Here is a 14,451-nt window from a genome sequence, read left to right as displayed (position 1 = left end):
GGCTCAGCCCTCCAGGAGCTCGTCGGCGACCGCCCTGACCCGGGCCCGTTCCTGCGGGTCGGGGGCGAAGACGCCCGCGGCGTCGGCGAACCACACGCCGTCGGCGAGCAGCCGCACGGCCAGCAGCCGGCTCCGGCGCTCGGCGGGCAGGTCCGCGGGCAGGTGCACCCACGGCTCCACCCGCGCGACCCAGCGCTCCTTGAGCGTGGCGCGCAGCCGCTGGTCGGTGAGCATCACGAGGTCGGTCTCGTCGACCTCCCCGGACAGGCACCAGTCGAGGTAGGCGCGCAGCCGTTCCGCCGCGGGCACCTGCTCCGGGGGGCCGGGCAGGCGGCGGGCCATCTGCGTGTCCCAGCCGTCCATCACCCGGTCCACCAGGGCGAGCATCAGCGCCTCCTTGGTGGGGAAGTGGTACATCACCCCGGGCTTGGTCAGACCCGCCTGCCGCGCGGCCGACGCCAGGGAGACCGTGCCGCCGCCCCGGATCAGCTCGAGGGCGCCGTCGAGGATGCGCTCGCGGGAGGAGGTGCTCATGAGAAAGAACTTTACCAACCGGAAGGGTGGTGACACGATGTTGAGCATCCCCGGGGCGCGGGTTTCGGCCGCCGCACCGGTCCGCGGGCACGACGACGTCCCGCCCCTGCCCGGTCCGCGCTGGACCCGGCAGGTGCTCCCCGACCCGGATCACCACTTCCAGGAGGACTCGTCCCATGACTTCCGCCCTGCACCAGTCACCGCCCGAGAGCGGCACCCCACCCGCCGGGCGCTCCCGGCCGGCCGTGAACCGGACGGTCTTCGCCGGCTCGGGCATCACCATCGTCCTGTTCTCCCTGTGGGCGATCCTCGCCCCCGACCAGGCCTCCGCGGTGATCAGCGCCGTGGTCGGCTGGATCGCGACCAACATGGGCTGGTTCTACGTCCTCACCGCCACGGTGGTGACGGTCTTCGTCCTGGTCGTGGCGTTCTCCCGCGAGGGGACCATCAAGATGGGCCCCGACCACTCGAAGCCGCAGTACAACCTGTTCACCTGGACCGCGATGCTCTTCGCCGCCGGCATCGGCATCGACCTGCTGTTCTTCTCCGTGGCCGAGCCCGTCACCCAGTACTACGGCCCGCCCGCCGGGGAGGGCGGGACGGCCGAGGCCACCCGCATGGCCGTGGTGTGGACGCTGTTCCACTACGGCGTCACGGGCTGGGCGATGTACGCGCTGATGGGCATGGCCTTCGGCTACTTCGCCTACCGGTGGAACATGCCCCTGAGCATCCGTTCGGCCCTCTACCCGCTGATCGGCAAGCGGGTGCAGGGGCGCACGGGGGACGTCGTGGACATCGCGGCGCTGCTCGGCACGATCTTCGGCGTGGCCACCTCGCTGGGCATCGGCGTGGTGCAGCTCAACTACGGCCTCTACCTGCTCTTCGGGATCGAGGAGGGGACCGCGGCGCAGATCGGGCTGATCGTCGTGGCCGTGGTGATGGCCACCGCCTCGTGCGTCTCGGGCGTGGACAAGGGCATCCGCAGGCTCTCCGAGCTCAACGTGCTCATGGCCGTGGCGCTGATCGTCTGGGTGCTCGTGGCCGGCCGGACCTCGTTCCTGCTCGACGCCACGGTGCAGAACCTCGGCGACTACGTCTCCTCGCTGCCGGGGATGACCATGGAGACGTTCGCCTACACCGGTGCGGCGGAGTGGATGGCGGGGTGGACCCTCTTCTTCTGGGCCTGGTGGATCGCCTGGGCGCCGTTCGTCGGCCTGTTCCTGGCGCGGATCTCCCGGGGCCGCACCCTGCGCGAGTTCGTGATCGCGACCCTGACCGTGCCGTTCCTGTTCATCCTCATCCTGGTCTCGGTCTTCGGCAACAGCGCCCTGGCGATCGTCACGGGAGGCGACGACGCCTTCGGCCAGGCCGCCATGAACACCCCCGAGCGGGCGTTCTACTCGCTGCTCGAGCAGTACCCGGGCGCGCCGGTGCTCATCGCGCTCGCCTCGCTGGCCGGGCTGCTGTTCTACGTCACGAGCGCCGACTCGGGCGCGCTCGTGATGTCGACGTTCACCTCGACGATCCAGGACCCCACCCAGGACGGGCCCAAGTGGCTGCGCATCTTCTGGGCCGCCGCCACCGGGCTGCTGACCCTGGCGATGCTGCTGGTGGGCGGGGTGCCGACCCTGCAGGCCGCCACGCTGATCATCGGCCTGCCCTTCTCGATCGTGATGTACCTGGTCATGATCGGGTTCTGGAAGGCCCTGCGCGCCGAGCGCTCCCAGCGCGAGGGGCGCAGCTCCACCCGCCGCTCCGCGGCCGCGTCCCGCATCCCCGGCCCGGACAGCCACTGGCGCCGGCGGCTCTCCCGGACCGGCTCGTTCCCGGGCCCGAAGGCCGTGCGCCGCTACGAGGACGAGGCGCTCGTCCCCGCCCTCGCGGAGGTCGTCGAGGAGTTCCGGGCCCAGGGCCTCGACGCCGAGCTCACCAGCTCGGTGGTCGGCTACCAGGACCTGTCCGAGCACACGCTGACCGTGCGGATGGGCGAGGACCGGGACTTCTGCTACCAGATCTATCCGGTGGCCACACCCGTGCCGGCCTTCGGCGGGTTCCGCACCAACCCGGACTCCGACCTGTACTACCGCCTGGAGGTCTTCAACGAGACCGGCTCCCAGGGCACGGACGTCATGGACTGGAGCCACGAGCAGGTCATCAACGACGTCCTCGACAGCTGGGAGGCGCACCTGGCCTTCCTGAGCATCCACGACGGGCCGTCCGTCATCCAGGACGGCGAGCAGGGCCACCCCGACTGGTCCACCGACATCCACGACGTGCCGACGGGGCAGATCCCCGCGGCGAAGGAGGCACACCCGTGAGCAGCACCTTGTTCATCGACGGCCAGTGGCAGGCCGCCGCCGAGGGCGGCACCCGCACCATCGTCTGCCCCGCCGACGGCGCCGAGGTCGGCACCGTCGCCGAGGCGACCGCGCAGGACACCGAGCGCGCGATCGCCGCGGCCCGCCGCGCCTTCGACGACGGCCGCTGGTCGTCCGTGCCTGCCCCGGAGCGCGGGGACCTGCTGCTGCGGGTCGCGGCCCGGCTGCGCGAGCGCAAGGACGAGTTCGCCCGCGCCGAGTCCCTCGACACCGGCAAGCGGCTGGTCGAGTCCGAGATCGACATGGACGACATCGCCGCGTGCTTCACGTACTTCGGCAAGGCCGCCGCGGAGCAGGCCGGGCGCGTCGTCGACGCCGGGGACCCCACCGTGGTCTCGAAGGTCGTCACCGAGCCCGTGGGCGTGTGCGGGATGATCACGCCCTGGAACTACCCGCTGCTCCAGGCCGCGTGGAAGATCGCCCCGGCGATCGCCGCCGGGTGCACCTTCGTGCTCAAGCCCGCCGAGCTCACCCCGCACACGGCGATCCTGATGATGCAGGTCCTCCAGGAGGTCGGCCTGCCCGACGGCGTGGCCAACCTCGTGCTGGGCGCCGGCGCCGAGGCGGGCGCGCCGCTGTCCTCCTCCCCCGACGTGGACCTCGTCTCCTTCACCGGCGGCGTGCTGACCGGCCGGCGGATCGCGGCCGCCGCCGCGCCCACCGTGAAGAAGGTCGCCCTGGAGCTCGGCGGCAAGAACCCCAACGTGGTCTTCGCGGACGCCGACTTCGACGCCGCCGTGGACAACGCCCTCAACGCCGCGTTCGTGCACTCCGGGCAGGTCTGCTCGGCCGGGGCTCGCCTGGTGGTCGAGGAGCCGATCGCCGAGCGCTTCGTCGACGAGCTCGTCCGCCGGGCCGAGCGGATCCGCCTCGGCGGCCCCTTCGACGAGCAGGCCGAGACCGGCCCCCTCATCTCGGCGGCCCAGCGCGAGAAGGTGCACGCGTACGTGGAGCGCGCCCGCGAGCAGGGGGCGCGCGTCCGCACCGGCGGCGAGCACTCCACCGGGACGTCCGCCGACGGGTCGCTGGACCTCGGACAGGGCTTCTTCTACCCGCCCACCGTGATCGACCGCTGCACCCGCGAGATGGACTGCGTGCACGACGAGGCCTTCGGCCCCACCGTCACGGTCGAGACCTTCCGCACCGAGGACGAGGCCGTCGAGATCGGCAACGACACGATCTACGGCCTCGCCGGGGCCGTGTGGACCGCGGACGCCGGCCGCGCCCACCGCGTGGCGGGCCGGCTGCGCCACGGCACGATCTGGATCAACGACTTCCACCCCTACCTGCCGCAGGCGGAGTGGGGCGGGATGAAGCAGTCGGGCGTCGGGCGCGAGCTCGGCCCCACCGGCCTGGGCGAGTACCAGGAGCTCAAGCACGTCTACCAGAACACGGCCCCCGCCGTGACCGGCTGGTTCGCCGCACCCTGACCCGTGCCCGCCCGGCGTCGTCGTCGCCCGCACGACGACGACGCCGGCGCGCCCCTAGAACTGCCACGCCCCGAAAACTTCCCGAGACCTTCCCGAGACCTTCCCGAGGAGAGACATGACCACGCCCAGCACCACCCCAGCGCCCGAGACCCCGCAGGAGTTCGACTACCTGGTGGTCGGCGGCGGCTCCGCCGGCGCCGTCGTCGCCGCCCGCCTGTCCGAGGACCCGTCCGTGAGCGTCGGGCTGATCGAGGCCGGACCGCACGACCGGGGCATCGACGAGGTGCTGACCCTCAGCCGGTGGATGGAGCTGCTGGAGTCCGGCTACGACTGGGACTACCCCGTCGAGGAGCAGGAGAACGGCAACTCGCACATGCGCATGGCCCGCGCCAAGGTGCTGGGCGGCTGCTCGTCGCACAACTCGTGCATCGCGTTCTGGGCCCCGGCCGAGGACCTGGACGAGTGGGAGGAGGTCCACGGCGCCGAGGGCTGGAACGCCGAGACCGCCTTCCGGCTCTACCAGAAGCTCGAGACCAACGACGACGAGGGCGCCCACCACGGCCACGACGGGCCCGTGCACCTGATGCAGATCCCGGACGACGACCCGTGCGGCGTCGCCCTGCTCGAGGCCTGCGAGCAGGCGGGGATCCCGCGCACCACCTTCAACACCGGCAAGACCGTGGTCAACGGCGCGAACTTCTTCCAGGTCAACCGCCGCGCCGACGGCACCCGGGCGTCCTCGTCCGTGTCCTACCTGCACCCGGCCGCCGACCGGGACAACCTCACGGTCCTGCACTCGACCCAGGCCAAGCGCGTGGTCGTCGAGGACGGCCGGGCGACCGGCGTCGAGGTGGTCGACAACGCCTTCGGCACGTCCCGGACCGTGCGCGCCCGCCGCGAGGTGGTCGTCTCCGCCGGCGCCATCGACACCCCCAAGCTGCTGATGCTCTCCGGGATCGGACCCGCCGAGCACCTGCGCGAGGTCGGCGTGGACGTGCTCGTGGACGCCCCCGGCGTCGGCGAGCACCTGCAGGACCACCCCGAGGGCGTGCTCCAGTGGGAGGCCCGCCGGCCCATGGTCACCGAGTCCACCCAGTGGTGGGAGGCCGGGATCTTCACCCAGGTGGACCCGGACACCGACCGGCCGGACCTGATGATGCACTACGGCTCGGTCAACTTCGACCTGCACACCTACCGGCAGGGCTACCCCACCTCGGACAACGCCTTCTGCCTCACCCCGAATGTCACCCACGCGCGCTCCCGCGGCACGGTGCGGCTGCGCTCGCGGGACTTCCGGGACAAGCCCCGGGTCGACCCCCGCTACTTCACCGACCCCGAGGGCTACGACCTGCGCATCATGACCGCCGGGATCCGCAGGGCCCGGGAGATCGTCGCCCAGTCGGCGCTGGCCGAGTGGGCCGGTGCGGAGCTGTTCCCGGGCCCGGACGTGCAGACCGACGAGGAGATCGCCGACTACGTCCGGCGCACCCACAACACCGTCTACCACCCGGCCGGGTCCTGCCGGATGGGACCGGCCGACGACCCGATGTCCCCGCTCGACCCGGAGCTGCGGGTCAAGGGGGTGGCGGGCCTGCGCGTGGCCGACGCCTCGGTGATGCCGGAGCTGACCACGGTGAACCCCAACATCACCGTCTACATGATCGGGGAGCGCGCGGCGGAGCTGATCGCCGCGGACGCCTGAGCGCGTCCCGCGCAGCACCCCCGCCGCCGGACCGGGCGCGGACGGGCCCCGGGTCGCACACCGACCCGGGGCCCGTCCGTCCCGGCCGCCCACTCAGCTCAGCTCATGAGCTTGTCCACCAGGGCCTGGGCGAACTCGGGCGTGACGTCCCCGTAGTTGAGCGAGAAGTCCTCGTCCACCTTGGCGGGCAGCAGCCCGGAGCACAGGACGGCGGCGCGGGCGTACAGCCCGGCCAGCTCCGCGCCGATGGGCACGGACAGCAGCTCCAGCTCGGGGTCGTAGGAGACGATCGGCACCCCCGCCTGCCGGGCCGCGAAGTGCTTGCCGATGCCCGAGGCCACGAACCGGGCGTGGCCGGAGTCGACGTCGGCCGGGGTGCGGAACGCGTACCGGGTCCGGTGGTGGTGGTTGATCCGGTACAGCCCCGGGCGGTTCCGGTCCTCGGTGAGCTCCCACGTGGCGTCCTCGGGGACGAAGCGCTCGGCCACCCCGTTGTACTGCATCTCCGCGCGCCGCAGCTGCTCCTCGACCTCGGACAGCGGGGGCAGGGTCTCCAGCATCGCGGGCCCGGCGTCGAAGACGACGTCGCACAGCCCCACCGGCAGCGCCTCCTGCAGCGTCCCGAGGTCCACGTCCTGCAGCAGGGTGGTCCCGTGGTCCTCCGGGGAGAGCACCACCACGGACGCGTCCTGGGCCGCGGCCGCCTCCGCGACCACGGCCTCCTTCTCCGGCGTCCAGCCGCCCGTGAGCAGCACTGAGCCGTCCACGAGCTGGGTGAGGGAGGGCCCGCAGACCTGCCAGCGCCGCACGGTCCAGTGCTCGTCGCGGACCACCTCGAGGAAGCCGAGGGCCTGCAGGTGGCCCACGAACCACTCCTCGAACCGCTCGGAGTCCTCGAGCTGGCGGGCCACGATGGACAGGCTCGAGCGCTTCCCGCCGCCCAGGAACGTGAGGGCGTCCCGGAACGGCGCCCAGGACGTCGGGTACTCCCCCTCGTCCGGGCCGATGAAGCGCAGCGCCTCCACGGAGCCGGTGGAGGTGAGCGCGGAGGGCTTCGTGAGCCGGCCCGGATAGCGCTTCTGCAGCCCGCACTGGGCGCACTGCCCGAAGATCCACGGCGCCTTCGCCTTGGGCTCCATGGCCGGCAGCACGATGCGGTGCCGGCCGGTGGCCAGGCAGGAGCGCCCCTCCGGCTCGGGCAGCGCGTTGGTGCGCTCGAGCAGCAGCTGCCCCTCCGAGGAGTGCCAGCCCGGGGCGCCGGGGACCTCGTGGTCCCCGGCGGCCTCCCGTGCGGGCAGGTTGTCGAACGCGCCCTGCACGTACCGCTCGGGCAGCTCCGCCACGATGCCCGCGGTGACGGGCCACAGGGGCTCCTCCTCGACGTGCACCATCTCGCCCTCGTAGCCGAGGGAGCGCTGGGTCAGGTGGAAGGACGAGTCCCGGAGCTTGAACTCGCGGCGCTGCCGGACCGTGCGCCCCGCCTTGAGGACGAGGGTGTAGTCGTTGGGCTTGAGGGTCCGGTCCGCCCGCGCCATCGGCGTGCCGTGCAGCGAGATCTGGAACGGGGGCACGCGCCCCTCCACGAGCTTGGCCTTCTCCAGCTTGAAGGAGTGCGGGTTGCGCCACTCGCACTCCACGGTGAGGGGCGCGTCCGTGTCCGAGGTGATGGTCACCTGCGGCGGGCGCAGCGCGGACCAGCGCACCACGTCGCCGGGGATCCGCAGCCCGCCGGAGAGGGTCACGGCGGGCACGAGACGGGGCACCAGGCCGGAGAAGTTGTCGTTCGCGGTCAGCTCCGGGTTGCCCGCGCGCAGCACCTGCACGTCGTCGAACATCACCCACCCCTCGGCGAGGCCGTGGCTGCCGGCCTCCACGAAGCGGTAGTCCGGGGAGGCGGAGTCGTCGAGGATCCGCTTGATCTGGGCGATCCACTCCGGCTCGTCCCGGACCATGATCCGGCACGGCCAGGCCGCGGGGATGTGGTCCACGGAGATGAAGGTGTCCGAGAACCCGTCCTTCGCGAAGATGACGACGGGGCGCGGGTGGCGCTCGAAGCGCACGTCCCCGGCGCTGAGCTGCAGGGTCCCGCCCAGCAGCGTCCCCGGGTCCATCCGCGCGGTGTAGGCGGAGACCCCCAGGAAGGCGTCCCCGATGAAGGACAGGAACACGGTGCGGGGCCCCGCCGTGGTCTCGAGCTCCACCTCCCGGCCGGAGAGGAAGCGCTTGGGCACCACGAAGCCGAGCTCGAACACGGGGTTGCCCACGTAGTCGGTGCTGTCCGTGAGGGACAGCGAGCAGGACTTCACGGCGCTGCGGCCGGGCCCCCGGCCGTTCGCGCGGACCTCGGCGCGGGCCTGCTCGCGGGACTGCTCCCAGACCGCGAGCTCCGCCAGCGCGATCTCGAGACCGGGCTCGCGGGTGAGGGGGTTCGCCCAGACCTGCTTCATGGCCTTGGACGCCTTCGTCTCGGCCATGTCGAGCCAGAAGTCGAGGTAGACCCCGAGCTCGGCGGCGGAGAGCCCCTGCGCGGTGGTCATCCCCAGGTCCTCGAACATGCGGTGCAGCTGGCGCCGCTCGGCCTCGCCGAACATCGTCTGGGACAGCGCGAGCCCGACCGGCCGCTGGTTCACCGCGTACGCCGTGGGCAGCCCGATCTCGCCGTTGCGCAGCTCGAGCCAGTAGCGCAGCGCGTCCCAGTACGCCTCGGTGTCCTTCTTGAAGGAGGACTCGAGGGCCTTCGCGTTCTCCGGCCCGGCCTGCAGGAGCACGGTCAGGGGCAGGAAGAACGTGGAGACGGACTTGTTGCCCGTGCGCGCGGCCAGGGTCGACATGTGCCGCCCGGCGAGCGCGAACAGGGCGAGCAGGGCGACGACGGGCGGCGGCGGGATCTCCGCGATGGAGTCCAGGCTGCGGCGGGTGGCGCGGTACCACTGGCCGTTGAGCCGGTTGAACACGTCGAACACCGAGCGCCGCCCGTCCTCGGTCACCAGCAGGGGCGTCACCGAGTCGGCGAGCGCCCGCAGGGTCGAGGGCCCGTCGAGGCCGCGCTCCTCGCCGATCGCGGCGAGCGTCTTGTCGTCGAGGTCGAGGTAGATCAGCTCTCCCGCCCGGTCCGGGCCGAAGAACGCCGCGCAGACCGCGTCGTTCCAGCGGAGGTAGGCGAGCTCCTCGGCACTGTCGGCAATGGCATGGTCTCCGAGGCGGAGCCCAGCAGTGTCGGGCACGAGTCCTCCGTCCGCGGCCGCACGTGGGGCCGCTGTCGTCGTTCGAGGGGTCGCCTCGATTATAGAGAGCCCGCGGGGCCGCTCCGCACGCGCGGCGCCCGGCGCCCCGGCCCGATACGGTGGGACGATGCACTCCCCTCCCGGTCCCCTCGTGGACTCCCGGCGGCTCGTCGCCGCCTCCGGGCCCGCCGTCTTCCGCCGCGGCCAGGAGTACTTCCGCACCGGACGCGTGCGCGCCGTGCGCTGGTCCCCGGGCGCCGAGGGGTCCGGCAGCCTCTCCGCCGAGGTCGAGGGCTCCGGGTCGGTGTACTCGGTCTCCGTGCGGGTCGGGGCCGGCGGCGCACCGGGACCGGCCTGGTGCAGCTGCCCGGCCGGCGGGTTCTGCAAGCACGCCGTGGCCACCGTGCTGCGCCACAACTTCGAGACCGCGGTCCGGGCCCACCAGCAGGGCGGGACCGCGGCGCCGTCGTCCCCGGCCGGCGCCGCGGCCCCCGAGGGTGCCGCCCCCCGGGCGGGCACCGCGCCCGGGCGACGCGGCGGGGCGCCCGACTGGAAGGACGCCCTGACCGAGATCCTGGGCGGGCCGGACCCCGCGGATCCGCCCGCCGAGGAGCCCGAGGGGGTGGCCCTGGAGTTCGACCTGCGCCGGGAGCCGTACCGCTACGTGCACGGCACGGGCCGGGCGGGCTCGCCGTGGCACCTCTACGTCCGCCCGGTGCGCCGGGGCCGGCGGGGCGGGTGGATCAAGGGCGGGCTGGACTGGGAGAGCGTCACCGCCGACGCCGGCCGGTGGTCGCTGAGCCCCGCGCAGGTCGACTGGTTCGACGAGCTCCGGGCGCTGAGCGCCACCCGCTCCCCCTACGCGGTGCACGACCGGCACTGGATCCGGCTCGACTCCTACGCCTCCCCCCTCCTGTGGGGCATCCTCGCCCGGGCGGAGACCGCCGGGATCACCCTGGTCGGCCGGGAGCACGGGCTGCCCGTGACGGTCGAGGAGCCCGGACGCTTCCACGTGGACGTGCTGCGCGGGCCCGGGAAGGACCTCGAGCTGCGGCCCACGGTGGACAGCGGCGGCCGCCGGATCGCCCTGGGCACCGCCCGGATCATCGGGGACCCCGGGCACGGGCTGTTCGCCCCGGACGGGGATCCACAGGACGTCGCCGACACCGAGGACCTCAACGTCTTCCCGCTGCGCCTCGTGCCCCTGGCCACCCGGCTCACCCGCGAGCAGCGGCGGTTCCTGGACACGGCGGGCGGTCTGCGGATCCCCGAGGACGAGGTCGAGGAGTTCTTCGACCGCTACTTCCCGCGCCTGCACCGCAGCATGGACGTGGACACCGGGGACGGGTCGATCGAGCTGCCGCAGGTCGCGGACCCCGAGCTGGTGCTCACCCTGGAGCACCAGGAGCTCACGATCCGCGCCCGCTGGGAGTGGGAGTACCAGAAGGGCCGCGACCGGATCCTGCTGCCCTTCCGCCCCGAGGACCCGCTCGCCGACGAGCCCGTCCACCGCGAGTCGTCCTGGGAGACGGCGGTCACCGCCGCCGTCCGGCACCGGGCGCCGGGGGTGGACTTCCGCCGCTCGAGCTACGTGGCGCAGGACGCGCTGGTGCTCGTGCGGGAGTGGCTGCCCGCCCTCGAGAAGGTCCCGGACCTGCGGATCGAGCACACCGGCGGGCGCATGGCCTACCAGCAGATCGCCGACCCGCCCACCATCACCGTCAGCACCGCCGCCACCGAGCGCCGCGACTGGTTCGACCTCGGGGTCACGGTCAAGGTGGGCGAGTTCTACATCTCCTTCGCCGACGTCTTCCGCGCCCTCGACCTCGGCCAGGACGTGATGCTGGCCCCGGACGGGTCCTGGTTCTCCCTGGACCGCCCCGAGTTCGACCGGCTGCGCGAGCTGATCGCCGAGGCCCGCTCGCTGCAGGAGACCCCCGAGGGACCGCTGCGCATCCACCGCCACCAGGCCGGGCTGTGGCAGGACTTCGAGGACGTCGCGACGGACACCGACCAGGCCGAGGCCTGGCGGGAGGGGGTGCGCTCCCTGCTCGAGCTCGAGGCCCTCGAGGCGCCCCCCGTGCCCGCGACCCTGCACGCCGAGCTGCGGCCGTACCAGCGCGACGGCTACTCGTGGCTGAGCGTGCTGTGGGACCACGGCCTGGGCGGGATCCTCGCCGACGACATGGGTCTGGGCAAGACCGTGCAGGCCATCGCCCTGATCTGCCGCGCCGTCGAGCGCGACCCGGACCTCCCCCCGTTCCTGGTGGTCGCCCCGACCTCCGTGGTGCCCAACTGGACGGCGGAGATCCGCCGCTTCGCCCCGTCCCTGCCGGTCGTGGGCGTGACCGACACCCAGGCCAAGGCCGGCACCGATCTCGTGGACGCCGCCGCCGGCGCCCGCGTGGTGGTGACCTCCTACACCCTGCTGCGCCTGGACGAGGCCGCCTACCGGGGGATGCCCTGGGCGGGGGTGCTCCTCGACGAGGCGCAGTTCGTGAAGAACCCCCGGACCAAGGCGCACCGGGCCGCGAAGGACCTGGACGCCCCGTTCAAGCTGGCGATCACGGGCACCCCCCTCGAGAACAGCCTCGTGGAGCTGTGGGCGCTGCTGTCCCTGACGGCGCCCGGCCTGTTCCCGTCCCGGCGGAAGTTCACGGAGACCTACCAGCGCCCCATCGAGCGCGGGGAGGACGCCGCCGCCCTCGCCCGGCTGCGCCGCCGCGTCAAGCCCCTCATGCTCCGCCGCACCAAGGAGTCCGTGGACCTGGAGCTGCCCCCCAAGCTCGAGCAGACCATCGAGGTGGAGCTCTCCCCCGCGCACCGCCGCATCTACGACACGCGCCTGCAGCGCGAGCGGCAGAAGGTCCTGGGCCTGCTGCGCGACCTCGACCGCAACCGGTTCACGATCTTCCAGTCCCTGACCACCCTGCGCCTGCTCAGCCTCGACGCGTCCCTCGTGGACCCCACGGCGGACGTCTCCTCGAGCAAGCTCGACCTGCTCTTCGAGCACCTGCCCGAGATCGTGGCGGAGGGCCACCGGCCCCTGGTGTTCAGCCAGTTCACGAGCTTCCTCAAGAAGGCTGCGGCCCGCCTGGACGAGCTGCGGATCCCCTACGCCTACCTCGACGGCTCCACGACGGACCGGGCCAGGGTGCTCGAGCGGTTCACGTCCGGGCAGGTCCCCGTGTTCCTGGTCAGCCTCAAGGCCGGCGGCTTCGGGCTCAACCTCACCCAGGCGGACTACTGCTTCCTCCTGGACCCGTGGTGGAACCCCGCCACCGAGGAGCAGGCCGTGGACCGGACCCACCGGATCGGTCAGCAGAAGAAGGTCATGGTCTACCGGCTCGTGGCCCGGGACACGATCGAGGAGAAGGTCATGGAGCTCAAGGAGCGCAAGGCCAGGCTGTTCACCGCCGTGCTGGACGACGACAGGATGTTCTCCAGCGCCCTCACCGCCGAGGACATCCGGGGCCTGCTCACGCCGTGACCTGCGGGTTCGTCCACCGGCCGTTGCTGGACGCGTCATCAGGGGGTCACATTCCCCCGCACGCGCGACGACCGGGGAGCAGGCACTAGCATCGGAAGTGCGTGGTGTCGTGCGGCGGCGTGGTGTCGTACGGCGGCGCGGCCCCCTCGGCCCGGGCGCCTTCCCCGAGCCGATCCGACCATCTGACCATCCGACCGGAGGATCCTCCATGCCCCATGCCGTGGCGGGTCTCGCAGCCTTCGTGCAGCGCTATGGCTCCCTGATCCACGCGATGGCCGACCGCGGGATGACCCGCGGCCAGGTGCGGATGCGCTTCCAGCTGCTGTTCCCCGAGGAGTCGACCGCCCTGCTGGACGCGGCGATCGCCCACCTGGGCGAGCGCTTCCCGCAGGACGCCTCGGCCCCGGACCTCAACGACGGTGCGGTCGGCGCCGGCGTGTGGCTGGTCATGGCCCAGCACCTCGGCCTGGTCCCGGCCCCGGACTACGCGGCGCTGAACCTGAGCACTGCCCTGGTCCGCGACGTCACGGGGCTGCTCGCGGCGTCCGACGCCGACGGCTCGCTCACCCGGCGGACCCTGGGGCTGATCGGGGCGGCCCAGCAGCACTGCGCTGAGAAGGCCTCCTGCCGCCCGCTCAGCGCGCACAGCTACGAGATCGCACGGCTGGGCCTGTGCACGGAGTCCGACTTCCTGTGCGTGCTCGCCCACCACTGGCCCGCGCCCGAGCGCACCGTCTCCCAGCGCCTGGGCGGCGGGCGGTGGGACGTGGCGCTCGAGCGGATCGGGCTGCAGGCCGGCGCGGAGCCCGCCCTCGAGCACGTCTTCACGGAGGAGGAGTACGCGACCGCCGTGACGGCGTTCCTCTCCCACTGCCGCAGCGCCGGCCACCACCCGACCACCGCCCGCTACGGCCGGTGGGTCGTCGAGCAGGAGGCGGGCAGCACCCGCCGCCCCTACTTCGACGGCGTCCGCCGGTTCTTCGGCTCCTGGGAGGAGGCCATGCGCTTCGCCTCCGCCCGCCAGCCGGCCGGGGAGCCCGTCGGGGACGGCTTCGCCGACACGAGGACCTGGTCCGACCTGGCCACCCCGGAGGCCCAGGAGATGCTGGGCCGCGCCGGCATCGGCGTGGTCCTGCCGGACGCGGCGACCCCGGTGGCCGGCGAGGACGTGTGGGAGGACCTGCGCCGGCTCATCGCCACGGTGCTCGCCCGGCTGCCCTGGAACGACTTCCTCGTCGTGGAGTACGAGCGCGACGACGACCGGTCGGAGGCGCCCGTCGCGTGGGCCGGGGTCGGCCCGCACGGCGTGGAGTGCGCCGTGCTCTCGGGCGGCCAGCTCGCGCACGCGGCCTGGCCCGTGGACGCCACCTTCTTCCACGAGGACGAGTGGAACGAGCCCACGGGCTGGGACCAGCCGTGGACCACGGCCCCGCTGGGCTTCCCGGAGGCGGCGCAGAAGCTCGTCGAGGGCCTGCGCTTCGGCTGGGGCTGCGCCGACCCGTACCGCTTCCACTGGGGCGTGGGCTCCTTCCCCGCGGAGACCCGCGACGAGGCCTCGGTCATCGCCCCCGAGCGCCGGCAGTGGCGCACCCCGGCGGCCCCGGACACCGTCGACTCCTGAGCCTTGCCCGCCCACTCATATGCCGGAGGCGGAGAATCATGCAGGATCGATATTTATCCCGGGGTGAGCGGC

At 72.9% G+C, this 14,451-nt stretch carries 7 protein-coding genes; 5 read left to right on the top strand and 2 right to left on the bottom strand.

Features of this window, described 5'->3' with window-relative positions:
* Positions 1-3: 3 nt before the first annotated feature.
* Positions 4-534: a TetR/AcrR family transcriptional regulator gene (locus H488_RS21510; protein WP_017832152.1), complete on the bottom strand. Its 531-nt coding sequence runs from the start codon at positions 532-534 to the stop codon at positions 4-6.
* 176 nt (positions 535-710) lie between these two features.
* Between H488_RS21510 and betT the strand changes: the two genes are divergently transcribed.
* The 3 genes from betT to H488_RS21495 all read left to right on the top strand — a co-directional run bounded on the left by betT (position 711) and on the right by H488_RS21495 (position 6,044).
* Entirely contained in the window at positions 711-2,852 is a 2,142-nt protein-coding gene (gene betT / locus H488_RS21505; RefSeq protein WP_017832151.1) for a choline BCCT transporter BetT, read from the top strand.
* Complete coding sequence (locus tag H488_RS21500) at positions 2,849-4,342, top strand: aldehyde dehydrogenase family protein (RefSeq protein WP_017832150.1); 1,494 nt, start codon at positions 2,849-2,851, stop codon at positions 4,340-4,342. Before betT ends, H488_RS21500 begins: the two co-directional genes overlap by 4 nt.
* A gap of 115 nt (positions 4,343-4,457) precedes the next feature.
* Complete coding sequence (locus H488_RS21495; protein ID WP_017832149.1) at positions 4,458-6,044, top strand: GMC family oxidoreductase; 1,587 nt, start codon at positions 4,458-4,460, stop codon at positions 6,042-6,044.
* Positions 6,045-6,142: 98 nt separating this feature from the next.
* On the opposite strand, the gene H488_RS21490 is transcribed toward H488_RS21495, so the two are convergent.
* Positions 6,143-9,268, bottom strand: coding sequence for a hypothetical protein (locus H488_RS21490; RefSeq protein WP_017832148.1), 3,126 nt, complete (start codon positions 9,266-9,268; stop codon positions 6,143-6,145).
* 127 nt (positions 9,269-9,395) lie between these two features.
* On the opposite strand from H488_RS21490, the gene H488_RS21485 reads away from it, so the two are divergent.
* Together H488_RS21485 and H488_RS21480 are read left to right on the top strand one after the other, a co-directional pair.
* A complete protein-coding gene (locus H488_RS21485; protein ID WP_017832147.1) occupies positions 9,396-12,758 on the top strand; it encodes a DEAD/DEAH box helicase in 3,363 nt (1,120 codons plus the stop codon).
* A 208-nt stretch (positions 12,759-12,966) separates the two neighbouring features.
* Positions 12,967-14,379 (top strand): TY-Chap domain-containing protein, encoded by a 1,413-nt coding sequence (locus H488_RS21480; protein WP_017832146.1) that lies wholly within the window; start codon positions 12,967-12,969, stop codon positions 14,377-14,379.
* Positions 14,380-14,451: the final 72 nt, after the last annotated feature.

Origin of the sequence: Kocuria sp. UCD-OTCP (genome assembly GCF_000349605.1) — a bacterium.
Classification (GTDB): Bacteria; Actinomycetota; Actinomycetes; order Actinomycetales; family Micrococcaceae; genus Kocuria; species Kocuria rosea.
The sequence above is the reverse complement of the archived record's forward strand: the minus strand, read 5'-3'. Positions and strand labels throughout refer to the sequence as shown.